The sequence below is a fragment of the Mucilaginibacter sp. genome, assembly GCF_039921305.1.
GTDB lineage: Bacteria > Bacteroidota > Bacteroidia > Sphingobacteriales > Sphingobacteriaceae > Mucilaginibacter.
On the sequence record NZ_JBDSCA010000023.1, the window covers coordinates 53,662 to 71,917 of the forward strand.

Genomic DNA, 18,256 nt, shown 5'->3' on the forward strand with positions numbered 1-18,256 from the left:
TATTTATTGCACTAATTTCAGGTTATCCCGATAGAAAGCAAAATAAAATAGCCTGTCGCGATTAACCATCGCGACAAGCATTCTTAATAAACCAATTTACTATAACGGTACATTATAGTGCGTGTAGGTGGTAAAGCCTAAAAAGGTAATATCGCTTGGTATTTCGTACGGCGCACCAATTGCCCTTAAGCTGGTTAAGTTGGCGGTTTGGTAATGCCTGCGGGCAATCTCAACACCTGGATAAACGTATTGGCCCGAGCATGGTATACATTTTTGATTATTGTAAGCCGCGCGCATATAATCGTAACCGGCGCTTAAACGGCTACCGTTGGCACCGTAAATAATATTATCGCCCTGTATGGCCGATATGGTTGCCGCGTAGCTGATACCCGTTAAGCTATATTGAAAATGGTGGCAATCGTTACGGTCGCACAATTCAACATCAGTACCATCTGATGCGATTACCGATGGGATGGTTGATGTGATGATATCTTCGCCGGCACTATAAACCGCCGGGCTATCTTCAAATACCCCAATAGCCATTTTTGCATAACCGGCAGATATATCCCAATTGTTGTGATAACCCATACCGGTAACATTATTAATGTAATTGTTCTTCAGGTTATTTAAAAAGTTGGTAAAGTTGGTGTTTTCGGTAGCAGTCCAGCCACCACCTACACCATTGGCAGGTACGTACCATTTGATAATTTCGGCAGCAGCCGCAAAGTTTGGCGCCGCCCATGATGCCTCTAAATAGGTTTGACTGAACGATGTACCGGAGTTATTGGTAATATTCGTAAAGTGTGTGCTCCAACCATCTAAAATTTGCTTAACCTGCGTGGCATAGCTGGCAGTACCGGTTTTGGCCCATCGCAAGGCTATCGCGTAAGCTAACAAACCATCACCTTTAAAGCGTTTTTCATCGGGAGTAGTGGTACCGCCCTCAACATGGATAGTGGCCGGGTACGAAGTTGGCATGGGGTGATTGTTGATATAATCGAGCACAGTATTATTGTAATCGTTATAACGTGCTGTAGATGTGTTATTGGCTTCGCCAGCTATAAAATCAAGCGTGGCTTTAGTGTTGATCACTCCCGGGTGCACAAAGGTGCTTACGGATAGCCTATTAAAACTGTTTGGGAACGTTGGCGAGTCGGTTGTTGTTTTGGCTATAGCCGGGGTTTCCTTTTTTGTACATTTTACTAGTAAAGTAGCCGTCAGAATTACGGCGGCAGCGGTAGCCAGGTAAGAAAATCTGTTTGATCTCATAAAATAGGATTTTGGGTTAATTTTGGTTAATAATTATTGCAGCACGCGCTTACGCAACAAACCTTTGCCGTTAATTAATTTCAAAAAAATGCTTTGCCTTTTACGGGGGGATAAACGGGCTTACAAAAAAATAATTGGTTTGCGAATACTGAAATACTCAGAGGCAAACCTATATAATATTTTATAAATAACTGATTGTTAATCATATATAACAAAATCAATACGCTTAAACCGCAATTAAAATTCCAGCAAAAAAGCATTGACACCTTGTAGTGAGGGATAAATTATTTAAAACTTTTTTTTTGCTATACGCCTGTTTCCCGTTTTGGATAAATGTAATATACCCGTTACGCTTTGAGCGCAACAAAACCTAATGTTACAGCCTTTACAAAGCAGAAAGCCAACCGCATTTAATACGGTTGGCTAACATTATTATGCTGAAATACAGCATAATAAATTTCAATGGGTTATTCTTTTTTGTTGATGGATATCTGTATAAGTAACTCAGAATTCCGAGTAAACGGATTATCCTTATGCTTTTGATTTAAACATACCTTTACCTTTGATCAAAACTTTTAACCGTTGTCGTTTTAACGATATATGTACGTTTACACGGTCGTTCTCATCATGATATAGATGATAAGCCTTAACAATATCTTTGTAACTCAATAACCCAATAATTTTATTATCATCCAACACGGGTAAAGCCTCAATGGCTTCTGCCGATATAATTTCGACGGCATTCCGTAAACTATCGTCACCCTTTACATATAGCGACGAGGGCTGAACTATCGTTTTTATCGAGGCTTTGATATCTGTATCATGTTTGTAAATATCAGTTAGCTTAACTATTCCATTATAATCGCCTTCTTTATCGGCCACAATAAAATACTCTTCGGTATTCTTATTGGCGGCTATCCAATTCCTAATATCTTCTATCGTGCTTTCAGGGTTCAGTATCTCACCATCCTGACTGATAACCTCACTAACGGTAAGTTTTGCCAACAGGTCAGGTTCGTACGAATCTGGGGTGGCTACACCACGACGGGCTATCTTTTCTGTCATGATGGTATTTTCCATTAAAAAGAACGATACCAGATACGATGCCGTGCAAGCGCCCAGCAAAGGCAGCAAAGCATTAAACTGACCGGTTGACTCGAGCGCGAAAATAATGCTTGTTAAATAAGCCCGCGACGCACCTGTAAACATAGACGACATACCAATCAAAGCCGCCATAGGTATACTAATGCCCGAGTTAGGGAACATATACAAAACACCTGCACCTAATAGCGCGCCACCTGCACCGCCAATAGTTAAAAGCGGGGCCAGCGTTCCGCCTGATGTACCGCTACCCAAAGCAATTGCCCATGATAAGAACTTGAAAAAGAACAACCTTAATATCAGAACAATAGCTACAGATCCGGATAGTACACTGATAATATTATCATACCCAACACCTAAAGTATGCGGTGCAAAGTAACCGATAACACCAACTGCTAAACCGCCAAGAGCTGGCCACCACATCCAATGTATGGGGAGCTTTTCAAACGCATCTTCAATATAGTAAACAATTTTAGTGATGCCTAACGATACGAAGCCCACAACTAAACCTATACCACTATAAATGGCCAGGGCACCGTTTGTAGGTATTTCCAAATTAGGCATAGGGAATACCGGCCCGGCCTCGAACAACAAATGATGCCCGGCCGCCCCGGTAATACAGGCCAGCGCAACCGGAAGTATGGCACGCGGCGAAAACTCAAAAAGCAATAATTCGATAGCTAAAAATACTGCCGCAATGGGTGTTCCAAAAATAGCCGACATACCTGCCGTAGCACCCGCTGCCAAAATTATTTTCCGTTCGTTTGATGTGATCTTAAATAGTTGCCCCAGGGTTGACCCCAACGCACCACCCGTTGCGATGATCGGTCCTTCGGCGCCAAACGGCCCACCGGTACCTATGGCTATGGCCGATGATACTGGTTTTAAAAAAGTGATAGAAGGTTTTATTTTACTTTGGTTAGTAAGTATTTGCTCCATAGCCTCGGGTATACCATGCCCGCGGATAGCCTTTGAGCCATATAAGGCCATAAAGCCAACTAAAATACCGCCTATTGCCGGTATCACCATCACCCACAAGCCTAAATGGTTATTTGCCGGGCTGTGAAAAGCAGGATCAAAGGTTCCATAAAATGCAATATTGGTTACTACATTAATGAGGGTAATTAAAAATTTAGCTATTAAACTAATAGCCACGGCCACAGCTATTGATAAACCAGATACCTGTAAAAGGCGTTTTTTAGCTATAAAGTTAGTTTTTGATTTTTCGACGGCATTCTCCATTGATGATAATAAGGGCGAAATGGGGATGCCTTTTTGAGCGTTCATTTTTTTCATGTGGGGTTGGTAAGCAACAGCCTACGATAATTTTTCTTTTTTTAATATGTGCTGCAAAAGTACTGATCATTTTGATTCAAAAAAATTAAAATCAATAAATTACATTGCACACGCAATAAAATATAACTAACATTGTTATATAATTACATAATTTTATTACTTAAGCAATGTATAAAAGATACAGCATCGTATTGGTGGTACTCGGAGTTATCGCCATTATTGTTGGAGAGTTGATGTTTAGTCATGTAAGCACAGCTAACGCGGTTGATTCTAATTCGTGGTCCATCAACCTCAATGGTATCCGATCTTTCAAATGGCCGGTGTTTTTGGGTGTTGAGATGGTTATTTTAGGAATTTTAGTTTATACAACTACCGATTTACCTAAAGGGCAAAGGTTTTCATAATTTAGCCTGTAAATTAAGCTGTATAAAAACTGTGATTGTTAAAACTAAGTTTACGTGCGATGTTGCCACCTGCTTTTTGTGTACCTTTTGTTTAAACGATTGGAAACCGGCTATTGCAGCCAATAAGCAAAATTTTAAAGTAAAAAAAGGTCAGCAGATATTTAAGGAAGGCGACCCCGTAACCGGTATTTACTTTGTTTACGATGGTAGTGTTAAAGTGCACAAAAAATGGGACAAAGAAAAAGAGCTCATTATAAGATTTGCCCATAAGGGCGATATTTTGGGACACCTTGGTTTAGAGAGTAACCATGTATACCCGGTTTCGGCCACCGCGCTTGAAACAAGTACCGTTTGCTTTATAAACATGGATTTTTTTGAGGCATCCCTTAATGTAAACAACGGTTTTGCCATCAAACTGATACGTTTTTTTGCCAACGAACTGCAAAACTCAGAAAAGCGGATGCGTAACCTTGCCCACATGCCCGTAAAAGGACGTGTGGCCCAGGCTATTATTACGCTCAAAAATCAGTTCGGCATAACGCACGATGGTTATATTGACATTGAACTGGCCCGACAGGACCTGGCTTCCTTTTCGGGAGTAGCTTACGAATCATTATTCCGCACCATTAATGATTTTGTAGGCGATGGCATTATCGAAGTTGCCGGTAAAGGCATCATGATAAAAAATGAGGATCTGCTTTTGCGGGCAGTTGAAGATAGCTATTAGCCTATAAAAACAAGCCGAAGAATTGTGATATGAGTATCGAAAAAAACACTATTCTACTTGTTGTTTACTATCGGGATGAATCTTATCCTATACAAACCTATCCCAATGAGTGTTATAGTTTAATGACACTCATTTCTGATAAACTGGCTATCCTCGGTTTTGGTTTATGCTGCGGGATGGGCAGTTGCGGTACTTGCTTAGTACAGATAAGCGATCAATACACCACCCTCAAAAAAAATGTGCTGGCCTGCGATATCCGTGTAAACGACAATCTGGCCAATACACATATTATCATACCAGATAATGGTTACTGATTACTATGGGGGCAGAAAGCTGTGCCAGCAAAAAAGTACCTATTGCCATAACAATATCACATGTAAAAACAACAAATCCGCTTCAAAATTAACGAAAGCGGATCTATTGTTTCTATATCTTAGTTAGCTTGTGGCCAACGATTCCAGCAAAGCAATTAACTCAGGTTGCGGATGGCAATCTTGTTTATCAGTTGGTTTGCGGTATGATGTATGTGTCCAGATGCCCGGTTCGCTGCCTATGGCTTTCTTGCTCACATCCCACATATCGGTATGGTAAACTTTAGGCACGGCGTAAGTATTGCACAGGTAAAGCAGCAATTCTTTTACCGATGCCAGTTGCGCTGGCGAATACTTTTCAAATGCCACATATCCCCTGAATGGTGGATCATAGATCTGAACATCGCTATCAGGTACTACAACACCTGCATAACTCACCCATTTGCCATTCTTTTTGGTTAAACCACCCCAACTGGTAATTTCAATACCTACGCTTTGTTTATGCAGTGTATCGCAACGGGTACCATAATCGGTAAAACCAAAGGTTTTAATAAAGGCGGCAGGTATCCCTAAATGGGCGGCATAATATTTAGAACCAAATGCCTGAACAATAACGCCATCTTTACCAATAACAAAGGCCGTTGCCACCTTGTCTGGCTGTGTTTTCCAATAATCAATATTCCCCTTAGCTGATGGGCCGCTCGCCGTATGATGAATCACCACTTGCTTTTTAGGAAACTCTACCTTATGATACTGATCTTCGGCCAGTGGGTACTGCACAATCTTACTGATATCCATTGTTGTATTTTTCATAAATATAATATTTAGAAAGCATATCTTATAAACCTAATGGGATATTTTTATTGACAATTATCGCCGATCATCTCATATTACATTCAATTAAACATTTATTTAAAATCTGGTATCGGGAAAATATAACCACCAAATAACAGGTACGACCATAACAATGTCCAAAAGATATTGAATATCTGCGCGCCAATAAAAGTGTATGCCGGGCGACCACCTTGCAATTTAACCAGATCGGCAAATTTGGCTTCCGGAAATTGAGATTCTGCTCCGTTTGATACTTCTGTCACAGTCGGCTTATATAGCTTTGTTAATGCCGATACTGTTAACTGCCATACAAATGCGAGCTGCACAAAATGAGCACAGTAAGAGCGCAAAATACCCTGCGTAATAGCCGATGACCAAGCACCATATGATAAATGAGGTTAAAAAAACACAATAGAGGTCACAGGCGGATTTGAACCGCCGTTGAAGGTTTTGCAGACCTTTGCCTAACCACTCGGCCATGTGACCGGTTTTGATCAGGCCGACTTGCGATCGCTAACGTAGTGCGCTGCTTCGTAAACAGCTGTCAAAATGTCGTCAGCAGCAAAGGGGCTTTCAAAATCGTAGTCAATATGGTCGTAGAGTATATTTTTTGAAGCGTTAAGCACGTAAGTGGCTAACAAGGGTACATTCTCGTCAACACCGCTAAAACGATTCCATACCGGGCTGGCTTCATCATACACCCTGAACTGTTTGGCTATCTCGTTATTCAAATCAAAATAGAAGGTTAACGACAGGTTATGCTCCCAGGCTAATTTGTTTAACAATGTTTCTTTTTGCGGACTGATCACGATCAATTGGCCCCCAGTGGCTTTAACTTCGTGCTGCAATTCGTTTAAGGATAACAATTGCTTGATGCCGTGCTGGCCCCAATGCTGCGAGTAAAAAGCGATAACAACTGGTTTACTTTTCAGCTTAGAGAAAGGGATCAACCCGTGCGAATCGGCACCGTTGGTGTATTGTTGCCATCTTCCAAAATCTTTTGAGAATGAAAAGTCGGGAATAAAGTTACCCGCTTTAACCGGGCTTAATGGCTTATAGGGTTTGAAAACGAAATCGTTTTCAAGTAAGATCTCTAATGAATCGAAATATGGGTATTTAGTTTTAAGTGACATTTTAATATGGAATAAAAAGAAAAATTGAATGGTTAATGTTTGTGCGGGGTATTAATTACAACAGCCACACATACCATAAATTATTTCGTGGTATTCAACCTGCCAGTTTTGGCTTCCTCTCTTCGTCTTATTAAACCTGTTTGTTTTCACTGTAGTAGTTTTATAGTATCAAGCATTAATTAAATGCTTATCGCGATACAAACATATAAAATATTCTATTAAATCCATAGACATTATAGAAATATGTTTATATTTTTTATAATTATCTGATTATTAATATATTAACTTCGATTAAAAACATCGATCAGATAATCAATTTGGTGTAAATGCACCGCTCAAAATAAATTACAGCAGGGTAAGTAAATCATTAGCCAAAGGTGTCCTATGTTTGCAGTACATTGCTTGCGTATACTAATTGATGGTTCCACTCAAAAAATCCATAGCCGTTTTATTCCTTGAGATACAGGGTGGTAACAAGCATGCCTTCGACGAATTATTTACTGCATATCATAAGCGGCTCATCGCCTTCGCAAGGCAATATGTTAACGATCAAAGCACAGCGCAAGAAATTGCCTCGGGTGTATTTGTGAACCTTTGGTTAAAGCGCGCTACCTTAAACGAGGTTAAAAAGCCGGAAGTTTACCTATATGTAGCGGTTAAAAACGCGGCACTTAATCATTTACGATCATCAAAAAAACGAAACCTTGTTATTGTTGAGGATAACGAGGAAACTGCCGTAGCAACCGGGCATCATTCCGGCAAACAAAACGAACTTGATCATAAAGAACTACAAGCCGAACTGCAACTGGCTATAGCGGCATTGCCTGAGCAGCGCCGCATTATTTTCAAAATGGTGAAAGAAGATGGTTTAAAATGCCGCGAAGTTGCCGAAATACTGGGCATATCAACCCGCACGGTTGAGAGCCAGCTTTATAAAGCCGTAAAATTTTTAGCCGACAGGCTGAGTATCTATTTAGGATACAACCCTCAAAAGTCTGGCTCAGGAAGATCGATATCCCCCGGCACACTCCTCAATTTATTTATTACCCTTTAGTAAGTAATTGCTCCACAAGGGGTGTCCTTACAACAATAACTGACAGATAATGAACAGGCAAAACTTTTTAGAACTATTAACCTTGAAAATTTCGGGCGAACTTTCGGCACCGCAACAGCAGCAATTTGATGAAGCTTTGGCATCAAACAAAGAGTATCAGCTTATTGCCGATGGGCTATTGTATGATGCTCCGCAAGAAGTTGCAGAGCCGGAGCAACTCCAATCAATATGGGATAATATCGCGATAGCCGAAAACGAGCCGGAGAAAAAATTCAGGTATAGTTTTCCTGTAAAATACTTTGTCAGGATAGCAGTTGCCGTAGTTATTATGATCAGCGCGGGTATCCTTTGGCAAAAGTATCATGCTGCAACTGCTCCAACTCAATCACTATCTATCAACGCGGCTAACCACAAACTTTATCAAACATTGGATGATGGTACAACCATTTATTTAAACAACCGATCTGTTATTCATTACAACGCTGATTTTGGTAAGGCCAAACGCGAGATCAGTTTACAGGGTGAAGCTTTTTTTGATGTGACTAAAAATGCAGATGTTCCCTTATTTATTCATGTGGGTGCCATCACCATCGAAGTTAAGGGTACAGCTTTTAATGTTTTGGAACATAGGGAACAAAAGCAGGTTGAGATAGCACTTATCCGTGGTAAAATTGAGGTAAGCGGTACGCCGGGGCAAGATAAAAACATTCCATTGAACCCGCATCAAAAGATGATCGTTTCGGCAACATCTTATCAAATACTGGCTTTAGATACCATAAAACAAGCTGCCACTTTGCAATGGACGCGCGATAGCCTGGTATTTAAAAAAGAAAAGCTGATTAACCTTGTAATACTGTTAGAAAGGAAATACCAGGTTAAAATTGAGATCCACAACGAAAAGCTGAAACTCAAGCAGTTTAGCGGCGTGATCAAAAATGAGCAACTTACCGAAGCTTTGGACGCGCTTAAACTCTCCTACCCTTTCAATTACGCCATTAGCAACAAAACCGTTATCATTAAATAAGCAGGCCTATATATGAAAATGAAAATTATTTACTTGCTTGTGTTGCTAACCCTATGTACGTACACTGCATTCGCGCAATCACAAAAAATAACTATCTCGGCGGTTAATATACCTATCAAAACCGTTTTCGACCAGATCCAGGCTAAAAGCGATTATTACATTTTATACAGCGATGAGGTTGTACCCGATTCGATGAAAGTGTCTATCCAGGCAGATAAGCTGGCGGTTTCGGCAATACTGGATCAAATTTTATCGGGCAAAAACCTTACTTACAGCGTTTCCCGTAAGGGAATGATCGTGATAGCGGCATCAAAAAATGCGGGAAACTCAAAAACAAAGGGTACCAATATCGAAACATCCATTAATGGGCATGTGAATAATCAAAATGGTGTGCCTTGTTCATACACTACCGTAGCACTGGCCAAAAACACACAGGTATTATCGGGATGTATCACAGATAATAACGGCAATTTTCATATGGTGTATCCTTTTAAAACGAACGAAACCTATCAGCTTAAAATTACCGCTTTGGGCTTTAAAGCATGGAGCCAAACTTTTGTTTATCCCGATACAGCCTTCACTAAAAACATCCGGCTAACCGAAGAAAGTCACACCCTAAATACGGTAAGCATAGTGGCCGAGCGTCCCTTAGTAACCCGCAAAGCCGACCGCTATATTGTGAATGTGGAAGGTAGCTTTTTGGCCAATGGATTTTCGGGGCTGGAAGTGCTACAAAAATCCCCGGGCATTTGGGTGAATAGCGATGGCAGCATCCGTATTAAAGGCAATCAATCTGTAATGGTGATGATAAACGATGTGGTGCAGCGCATGTCTACCGATGATTTGGCCGAATATCTGCGGGCTTTGAAATCCGAGTCGATCAGTAAGATAGAGGTGATATCAAACCCACCATCCGAGTTTGAGGCTTCGGGTACCGGGGGTATTATTCATATCCAGTTAAAAAAATCACGGTCGGATGGGATGCTGACTAACTTATACGCCCAATACCGTCAGCAAAATAAAAGGCCGTTCATATCCTCTGGTGGGTTGATCGATTCAAAGATCAAGAACTTTTACCTTTTCGGGAACGCGTTTGTAACCAGCGACGAAAGTACTTACGTTGGCACTTATCATATCATTTACCCCGGCAACAATATCTATGATAGCTACACCATCCGCAATAATCATAATGAGCGTTTACAATACAGGCTGGGTATGGCTTATGATCTGCCAAAAAATCAATCCATCAGTCTGCAAACTACAGGAAACGTTAGTAAGCTGGAGCAATCTTTTGATACTGATATTGGTTTTAACAACCTTTCGGGATATACTACTTCGGGCTGGTTACGTAAACCTGTATTGAATGCCAGTACTTTTAATTATGTATGGAAAATAGATAGCCTGGGATCAATGCTCAAGGTGATAAGTGATTATGCCTACAGCGAAAAAACAGAGCAGAACCTATTTACCGGCGCATATAACGACCCTACAAAAAACTCTATTTTCAGGACAAATACACCTAACACAACCAACATCTTCAGCTTTCAAACTGACTATACCAAGGCGCTGAAAAACAAAACCGAGTTTAAAGCAGGCGTGAAGTACGCGGGGGCCAATCGTAACAACGAATTGCTGAACGAAGATTACCTAAATAACAACTGGGTAGTGAATCAGCCGGGCAGTAATCAGTTTCTTTACGATGAGCATTTGTATATGGCTTATACATCGTTTGAAAAAACACTTAATAAAACCAGCATTAAAGCAGGTTTACGAGCTGAAGAAACATCTATTGATGGTAACTCGCTCACATCGAACGAACAGTTTACCCGCAACTATTTAAATTTGTTCCCATCGTTGTTTATCAACCATGTTTTTGATGCCAAGAAAAACGAAGCCGTGTATTTTAGTTATTCACGGCGCTTGCAAAGGCCATCGTACAAAGAGCTTAACCCCTATCGTTTACAGGTAGATAACTTTATTGTATCTATAGGCAATCCCGATCTGCAACCACAATACACGCATAGTTTTGAGCTTGGCGCCGATTTTTTTAAGGGCTGGTCGGCAAACGTATATTTCTCGGCTACTACAAATACCATAGCTCAGTTTGCACAACCTATTCAAAATAATGTGCTGGAATATCAAACCCGTAACTTTAGCAACAGTACCGAATACGGAACTAATTTGAACATACCCATCAGGGTAAACTCATGGTGGAACATGAACAACAGTGTTTCGCTTTACCACTTATCCTATCTGTACAATAACATCCGCAATACCCAAACCACTTTTTCTGCCAAAACGGCACAAACGCTGGTATTTAAAAAACTATTTAATTTGGATGTGTATACCGAGTACCGTTCGCCCTATGTTAATGGCAACACCGAATTTACCTATGTTTTATATACCGAGGTTGGCCTGTCCCGCAAAATAATGAACAACAAAGGCCGCATACAACTTTATTTTGATGATATATTTAATGTATTTAAAGAACAGGAATATACCAATTACAACAACACTCAAATTTATTTTTACCAAAAAAGGCCTACCCGTACAGCCAGTATTCAGTTTAGTTACAGCATTACATCGGGTAAAAAATTCACCAATAAAAAGGTAGATCAAAGCAATACGGAAGAAAAAAACAGGTTATAAACCTGACCAAATAAAATAGGCCCGGCTTAAATGAGCCAGACCTTTTTAAAGGCCATTTTTTTGAACGTTCTTTTCATGTTTTTTGTTTTGGTGTAACAAATTCAAGTTTGGACGTTCAGAACAACAGCCTTTGAACAACAGCGATCGGTTATTCGTAACTTTTTACAGTAAACTCTTTCTTCAATTTCAAATCGGTTGATGAAGCGCCTACCATTACACGAAATTTCCCGGGTTCAACCGTCCAATTCATGTTCTTATCCAGTAATGCCAGATCATCCGGATGGAGAGTAAACTTTACCGTTTTAGTTTCGCCGGCTTCAAGCGTTACGCGTTCAAATCCCCGCAGATCATAATCATAAGTAATTACGCTGCTCACTTCGTCTTTAAGGTATAATTGTACCACTTCGTCGCCTTTGCGTTTTCCGCTGTTGCGGATATCTACCGATACCTGTACATCTGCATTGGGGTAATAAGTGTCTTTATCGATCTTTAAATTGCTATACTCAAATGTGGTATAGCTTAATCCAAATCCAAAATGATATAAGGCCCCATTCACGCTGCTTTTGCCATAACCGTTATCACCACTACTGGCCTGCCCCGCCTGCGATGCCGGTTTGAACGGGAAATTATATTCTATCTGCCCCACACTTTTAGGGAATGTAATGGTCAATTTACCACCGGGATTATTATCGCCAAACAACGTTTCGGCTATGATCTTTCCGCTTTGCGGGCCCGGGAACCAGGCTTCCAGAATGGCTGGTACATATCGGTTCTCCCAATTAATAGTTAGAGGCTGACCATTGATCATTACCATTACTATTGGTTTACCGGTAGCTTGTAAAGCCTGCAACAATTGTAATTGCCTGCCCGGCAGGTTTAAACCCGTGCGGGATAAGCCCTCGCCTACCTGTTTCTCGCTCTCTCCAACTACAGCGATAATGACATCGGATTGTTTGGCTTTGGCTACGGCACTATCAATACCCGCTTGCTCGGTTTGACTTAGCGGGGTGAGAATGATCTCACTTTCGGGCCAGGTAGGATCGGTAACATCACAGCCTTTTGCGTAAGTTACCTTGGCTTTATTGCCTTTACTATTTAAGTAATTGTTGATGCCTTCTAATACCGAGATAACCGGATTGTTGGATGGCCCATAACGGCTGGTGGTATAACGGGTTTCAGTAGCCATTGGGCCACATATCAGGATGTTTTTAAATTTAGCATTAGCAGCATCTAAGGGTAACAGGTTGTTATCGTTTTTTAATAGCACCATCGACTGGCGGTTGATCTCTACAGCTGTTGCTTCGCTGGCTTTGGTATGCACTAATTTATTGGCGGCCAATGTATCGGTAACATAAGGGTGATCAAACATGCCCAATTTAAACTTAACCCGTAGCACCTCGGCAACGCGCTCATCCAATACCTTCATTGATACATTGCCTTCCTTAACCAGTTCCCGTAAGGGGAAAATATAATCGCCAGGCATGGTAAAGTTAGTGCGTACGTTTAGGCCTGCTTCAATGGCTTGTTTAACGGCTCCTTTATAGTCGTCGGCCACGTGGTGTTTTTTGTAGATGAATTCGAGCGCTTCGCTATCAGATACTACGTATCCTGTAAAGCCATATTGCTGGCGTAGCAGCTCGGTCAAAAAGTAATGACTACCGGTAATAGGCACGCCATCCCAATCATTATAACTACTCATCACACCCAGCGGGTGCGCTTCTTCAATAACTCTGCGGAACGGGTATAAATACATTTGATGCATTTCGCGGGGCGCAACATGCGGATCGGTGCGGGCATCACCATCACGGCCGCCTTTGGGTACGCTGTAAACCGCATAGTGTTTTAAAGTGGATGCTACGCCCTGCTCCTGAACACCTAAAACCATTTGCTTGCCTAATTCGGCAATCATAAAAGGATTTTCGCCGTAACATTCAGGTACACGCCCCCAGCGCTGATCGCGGGCCGGGTCCAGTATAGGGGTGTAAACGTTGGTATAGCCTAAGGCTTTGGCTTCGGCACCAATAATATCGCCCATTTGCCTTACTAAAGCCCTGTTCCAGGTACTACCAATGCCAATTGGAGCGGGGAATGGAGTAGCCCTGTCATGGCACAAACCGTGAATGCCTTCGTTGGTAAAATCGACCGGTATACCGAGACGGGTTTCCTCAACAAACCATTTTTGCACCGTATTGATGGCCCAGGCATGTTTGCTGAACGGATAGGAATAGGCTGTTTTGGCTTTGCTATTATAAGCCAGGCTGTTCAACTCTTCGTCAATATTGGCGATGCCGTCTTTCCAGACCTGGTTTTTCCACGATGAATTCGGCAACTCATCTTTTAATACCCGGCCGTAGCCATACAGGGTAGACGTTTGGCAGGTCTTCTCGTCCAGGGTCATCTGCGACAGTAGGTCGGCTACCCGGGCTTCAATGGGCTGGGATGGGTCTTCAAATACATCCTTCTTCCCATTCTTGTTAAAGTCTACCCAGCCTTTATGATAGATGGATCCAGGTTGACCTGAACAAACTTTTGCCAGGCACAAGGCAATTATAATAATGCTCGTTTTTTTCATATCAGCTCAAAAATCCACATACAATTTCAAATTGGCAATACATTTATTGGCTATTTAATATTATTTATCAGCTGATCTGTCAACTCAAAATTACCTCGAACCTGATATCATCGGACTAGGAGCCGATCATCACCTAAAAAGCGCCTGATTTTGTGCCACCATATCGCGCCCCCCCAACTGCCTATCCATGTGTACCTGCTCTTATCCTGAAGAATGGGTTACGATAGGATTTGTATCAATCCATCACGCTAAGTGATGTACCTAAAACGGATGGCAGGTTGCCGGGCATGTAGCAACCTGCATGGCAATAATGCCAAAGCGCAAAAACACACAGCTACACCCCACTATTTCATAACCAATACAGACCCGGATATTTTTATTTATAATGTGCAGATGCACACAAACATATGCATTGAACATCAAGAAGTCTATAAAACCTCTCTGATACTAAAAAGCCGCTAACTTACAAGTAGCGGCTTTTAAAAATGTGCATTATATGGGACTATAATAGAACACATTGAATATATTTTATTGATTATCAAACAAATAAGAAAAACAGAAAGGTAGACCGCATATTTCGTTTATTAAGTAAAATATGATTGGATATTGTGTGCCTTGAAAGCTGATAACTTAAAAATAATTTGCATAGCCACTCTGAAACCTATTTTTGATGCTTCCAAAACCGGCCTTTTCCCTCGGCAATCCACTCTAAAGCTTCAATCATTCTTTTTTGCCGGGTTTCATCTGTCTTTGCATCGGTAATCCAGATAATATATTCTTTACGAAAAGAGTTGGACTTACTTTCAAAAACTTGTTTTGCCTGAATGTTGCCGTTTAATGCGGCCTGGAGGTAATCGGGTGTCTCCAATACTTTTGGTTTGTCTACTGCTGGTTTTTCCCGCTCTATCTTTATGCCCTTTTCATTTAATTGCGCAGCATCTTTAACCATCACTATAAAATCCTCATCACTTGGCAAATCACTTAGCTTGCTAATTTTGCCCAGGAACCTGTTAATTGGTTTAACATCTTTGCCGGCCGCTAAACGTGAGTCACTCATCAGTTCGCCTTTTAGAAAAGTAAAAGAGCAGTGCGATTTGTAAGCTGCCATTACACACATATGGTCGCCCTTGTAATCAAAATGAGGGATGCCCCATTTAATTGCCTCTTCCACACCGGGGCAATTTTCCTGTATAAGCCTGCGCCAATGCTCAAGAATAGGCTTGGCAAAATCTGCTGCGTTAGTGATGTAAAGATCTACCGCTGAATTATGATTCATAATTTTAATTATTAGGATTGCGGGAATTGACTCATATCTACGTAGGCCATTTCCCATTTGTGACCATCCAAATCTGCAAAACTGTGCTGGTACATAAAGCCATCATCTTTCGGTTCGGTATAAATCCTGCCGCCTATCGATTCAGCTTTGCTTATAAATTGTTTTACCTCATCGGCCGAACTGGCATCGAGCGCGATCAGTACTTCAGTTTCACGATGCGCGTCGCATACTTCGGTATCAATAAAAGATTTGAAATAGCTTTCAGTAAGCAACATTACAAAAATGCTTTCGCTTACGATCATACAACCGGCTTTTTCGTCGGTAAACTGCGGGTTGAAGGAAAAACCTAAGTTTTGGAAGAAAGCTATAGATTTTACCAGGTTTTTTACTGGAAGATTGATAAATACTTTAGTTGGCATAAGATTAATAATTTCAGCAAAGAAACATAGCCCGGCGCAAAATCAATCGGTTAAAAACTTGGATTCAAAGGTCAATTTAATCACTTGCGACGTTCGCGAAAAGCTGATGGAGATAGTCCAACTTGTTTTTTAAAGAACTTGCCAAAATTGGTTGGGTCCGAAAAGTTGAGCTGATAGGCAATTTCAGCGATTTTAAAATTGGTATATAATATAAGTGATTTTGCCTCTTTGGCCAAACGTTCTGCAATAAAAGTTAATGCGTTCCTACCCGACTCCTGTTTAACGGTTTGGGAAAGATAATTAGCCGTAACAGATAGCAGGCCCGCATACTCTTTTACAGTGCGTTTATGGATGTAATGATTATCGATCAATTGGATAAACTTACTCAACAGTATTTGTTGCGTGGTATCCAACCGCACACTCTCCCTGCTTTCCATGGCAAAGTCTTCCAAATGGTGTAATAAACCAAGTAATTTCAATCGCGCTTCTATATGCTGGCTTTTAGCCGATCTTTCATAGGCAGTGAAAACCTCTTCAAATTGAAGCGCCAGCTGGTTAAATATAGCGTGATTAAACTTAAAAAGATTGGTGTGCAGCAGATCAAACAGTGGGAACTGTTGGTGAAAACCGGGCTTATAAAAGGAGAAAGCATCAGGCTTAAAATAGATCAAATAACCCGCCAGTGCATTATTGTGTGCAAAGCTGTAAACAAGGTTGGGGGAATGGAACACAAGATACGAATCAGGATCCCGAATACTTCCATCGCCATAATTAACCTCAATTTTTCCAGAATTAAACAGCAGCGCGAAAAAGTAAAAAGAACGTTTGAACGGTGGCCTGTAAACCGACAATTCTTCTTGGTCGAGCGGCTTTAACCGCAGGCAATAAAAATCAGGGCAACTCGTCCTGTCGGGCCAAGGTATGGATGCCAGGAAGTCATTAATCTCTGTGTAATAAGGAAGAGCGGTTTTTATTTTTTTCATTAGATGTCCTCAATGTACAGCCTAAAATAGCAAACGAAAATGTTTTGACGTACCGTTCATTCAATAATCTTTTGGTATCGTCTTTCGCTGATATCTTGAATTGGATAGCATAAGGAAATATAAACGTGGGACTCGAACACAAAAAGTGCTTGAATTTTATTAAAATGCACTTTCCAAAAATATCTAAAAATAAAACCCTCTCTAAATTGCTTTAAAGAGGGTTCTCTCATGTGGTGCGGGAGAAGGGACTCGAACCCCCACGCTTTCGCGCCAGATCCTAAGTCTGGTGCGGCTACCAATTACGCCACTCCCGCGTTTTTTTGGTTTTTTAAAGGATTGCAAAGGTAACTTAAAAACCCGGAATTTAAAATACTATTTTTAATTATTATGCAATAGCGTTTAAATCAGTTAATTATTTAAAGCTGTAATTAGTTGCTCAAAGTAATCAGCGGCTTTTAGTAAGCGGCTACCATACCATGAGAACATTTCGCCATCAACCAATATTACTTTACTCTGCGGGCATAACGTGCTTATAAAGTCGGCATGCTTTTGTTTAAATGGATAGGGTTCTGAGGATAGCATGATCACATCCGCTTCATTTAAATCATGGATGGTAACTACGGGGTAACGATCTGTATTAATTATATTTTGCCACCCGCAGCGCTGTAGCATATCATTAATAAAAGTATCTACTCCTGCAACCATGTATGGTTTTTGCCATATCAGGTAAGCTACCTTTAATGTTTTGGCTGCTTTATGCAATGCATTAAACCTCTGTGCCATTTGCTGCGTTATAACAGCCGATTCTATTTTACGGTTAACTAGTTCACCAATACAGGTAATCATCTCTAAAGCCCCCCGCAAATCGCTTATATCACTTATCCAAACAGGAAACTCCTGCATTAAAGTTTCTATTTGTACCTGTTCGTTTTCTTCTTTATTACCGATGATCAAATCGGGTTTCAGGTTTCTTATCTTATCAAGATAAAGTTTTTTTGTACCGCCAATTTTAGTTTTGGATTTAATTTTACCGGATGGATACTTACAAAATTTAGTAATCCCAATAATCTCAGCACCTAAGCCCATATCAAATAACAATTCGGTTTGCGATGGTACTAAAGATATGATACGTTTTGGCGGAAAGTTTACGCTTATTTGCCGCGATAACTGATCAGTAAAATTTTGTTGAGACATTTGCCTGCAG

General features: G+C 40.8%; 16 protein-coding genes and 2 tRNA genes. 6 read left to right on the forward strand and 12 right to left on the reverse strand.

Annotation, left to right across the window (positions count from 1 at the left end):
* Nucleotides 1-99: 99 nt before the first annotated feature.
* Nucleotides 100-1,269, reverse strand: coding sequence for an alginate lyase family protein (locus tag ABIN91_RS06045; protein WP_348049519.1), 1,170 nt, complete (start codon nucleotides 1,267-1,269; stop codon nucleotides 100-102).
* A gap of 531 nt (nucleotides 1,270-1,800) precedes the next feature.
* The gene (locus ABIN91_RS06050; RefSeq protein WP_348049521.1) at nucleotides 1,801-3,666 is read right to left on the reverse strand and encodes a chloride channel protein; all 1,866 of its coding nucleotides are present in this window, start codon (nucleotides 3,664-3,666) and stop codon (nucleotides 1,801-1,803) included.
* Nucleotides 3,667-3,833: 167 nt separating this feature from the next.
* Here ABIN91_RS06050 and ABIN91_RS06055 point away from each other — a divergent pair, with 167 nt between their 5' ends.
* Genes ABIN91_RS06055 through ABIN91_RS06065 form a run of 3 tightly spaced genes read left to right on the forward strand, consistent with a single transcriptional unit; the run spans nucleotide 3,834 to nucleotide 5,111 of the window.
* Nucleotides 3,834-4,070 carry a hypothetical protein gene (locus ABIN91_RS06055; protein ID WP_348049523.1) on the forward strand — a complete coding sequence of 79 codons (237 nt, stop codon included), beginning with the start codon at nucleotides 3,834-3,836 and terminating at the stop codon, nucleotides 4,068-4,070.
* 31 nt (nucleotides 4,071-4,101) lie between these two features.
* Complete coding sequence (locus ABIN91_RS06060) at nucleotides 4,102-4,797, forward strand: Crp/Fnr family transcriptional regulator (RefSeq protein WP_348049525.1); 696 nt, start codon at nucleotides 4,102-4,104, stop codon at nucleotides 4,795-4,797.
* A 29-nt stretch (nucleotides 4,798-4,826) separates the two neighbouring features.
* Nucleotides 4,827-5,111 carry a 2Fe-2S iron-sulfur cluster-binding protein gene (locus ABIN91_RS06065; RefSeq protein ID WP_348049527.1) on the forward strand — a complete coding sequence of 95 codons (285 nt, stop codon included), beginning with the start codon at nucleotides 4,827-4,829 and terminating at the stop codon, nucleotides 5,109-5,111.
* Between the two features lie 123 nt (nucleotides 5,112-5,234).
* On the opposite strand, the gene ABIN91_RS06070 is transcribed toward ABIN91_RS06065, so the two are convergent.
* From ABIN91_RS06070 to ABIN91_RS06085, 4 genes are all read right to left on the reverse strand, one after another.
* A complete protein-coding gene (locus tag ABIN91_RS06070) occupies nucleotides 5,235-5,921 on the reverse strand; it encodes an N-acetylmuramoyl-L-alanine amidase (RefSeq protein ID WP_348049529.1) in 687 nt (228 codons plus the stop codon).
* Between the two features lie 95 nt (nucleotides 5,922-6,016).
* Nucleotides 6,017-6,205 (reverse strand): hypothetical protein, encoded by a 189-nt coding sequence (locus ABIN91_RS06075; RefSeq protein ID WP_348049531.1) that lies wholly within the window; start codon nucleotides 6,203-6,205, stop codon nucleotides 6,017-6,019.
* Nucleotides 6,206-6,357: 152 nt separating this feature from the next.
* A tRNA-Cys gene (locus ABIN91_RS06080) sits at nucleotides 6,358-6,428 on the reverse strand.
* 8 nt (nucleotides 6,429-6,436) lie between these two features.
* Entirely contained in the window at nucleotides 6,437-7,075 is a 639-nt protein-coding gene (locus tag ABIN91_RS06085) for a redoxin domain-containing protein (RefSeq protein ID WP_348049533.1), read from the reverse strand.
* A gap of 418 nt (nucleotides 7,076-7,493) precedes the next feature.
* On the opposite strand from ABIN91_RS06085, the gene ABIN91_RS06090 reads away from it, so the two are divergent.
* From ABIN91_RS06090 to ABIN91_RS06100, 3 genes are read left to right on the forward strand one after another with little or no spacing between them, the layout of a single operon-like run.
* Nucleotides 7,494-8,129, forward strand: coding sequence for an RNA polymerase sigma-70 factor (locus ABIN91_RS06090; protein ID WP_348049535.1), 636 nt, complete (start codon nucleotides 7,494-7,496; stop codon nucleotides 8,127-8,129).
* 49 nt (nucleotides 8,130-8,178) lie between these two features.
* Nucleotides 8,179-9,153 (forward strand): FecR family protein, encoded by a 975-nt coding sequence (locus ABIN91_RS06095; RefSeq protein WP_348049537.1) that lies wholly within the window; start codon nucleotides 8,179-8,181, stop codon nucleotides 9,151-9,153.
* Between the two features lie 18 nt (nucleotides 9,154-9,171).
* Nucleotides 9,172-11,802, forward strand: a complete 2,631-nt coding sequence (locus ABIN91_RS06100; protein ID WP_348049539.1) for a TonB-dependent receptor — start codon at nucleotides 9,172-9,174, stop codon at nucleotides 11,800-11,802.
* A gap of 148 nt (nucleotides 11,803-11,950) precedes the next feature.
* On the opposite strand, the gene ABIN91_RS06105 is transcribed toward ABIN91_RS06100, so the two are convergent.
* From ABIN91_RS06105 to ABIN91_RS06130, 6 genes are all read right to left on the reverse strand, one after another.
* The gene (locus ABIN91_RS06105; RefSeq protein ID WP_348049541.1) at nucleotides 11,951-14,374 is read right to left on the reverse strand and encodes a glycoside hydrolase family 3 N-terminal domain-containing protein; all 2,424 of its coding nucleotides are present in this window, start codon (nucleotides 14,372-14,374) and stop codon (nucleotides 11,951-11,953) included.
* Between the two features lie 661 nt (nucleotides 14,375-15,035).
* A complete protein-coding gene (locus ABIN91_RS06110; protein WP_348049543.1) occupies nucleotides 15,036-15,650 on the reverse strand; it encodes a YdeI/OmpD-associated family protein in 615 nt (204 codons plus the stop codon).
* A gap of 11 nt (nucleotides 15,651-15,661) precedes the next feature.
* Nucleotides 15,662-16,069: a VOC family protein gene (locus tag ABIN91_RS06115; protein WP_348049545.1), complete on the reverse strand. Its 408-nt coding sequence runs from the start codon at nucleotides 16,067-16,069 to the stop codon at nucleotides 15,662-15,664.
* Nucleotides 16,070-16,149: 80 nt separating this feature from the next.
* Entirely contained in the window at nucleotides 16,150-17,052 is a 903-nt protein-coding gene (locus ABIN91_RS06120; RefSeq protein WP_348049547.1) for an AraC family transcriptional regulator, read from the reverse strand.
* Between the two features lie 231 nt (nucleotides 17,053-17,283).
* A tRNA-Leu gene (locus ABIN91_RS06125) sits at nucleotides 17,284-17,366 on the reverse strand.
* 94 nt (nucleotides 17,367-17,460) lie between these two features.
* Nucleotides 17,461-18,246 carry a helical backbone metal receptor gene (locus ABIN91_RS06130; protein ID WP_348049549.1) on the reverse strand — a complete coding sequence of 262 codons (786 nt, stop codon included), beginning with the start codon at nucleotides 18,244-18,246 and terminating at the stop codon, nucleotides 17,461-17,463.
* Nucleotides 18,247-18,256 lie beyond the last annotated feature (10 nt).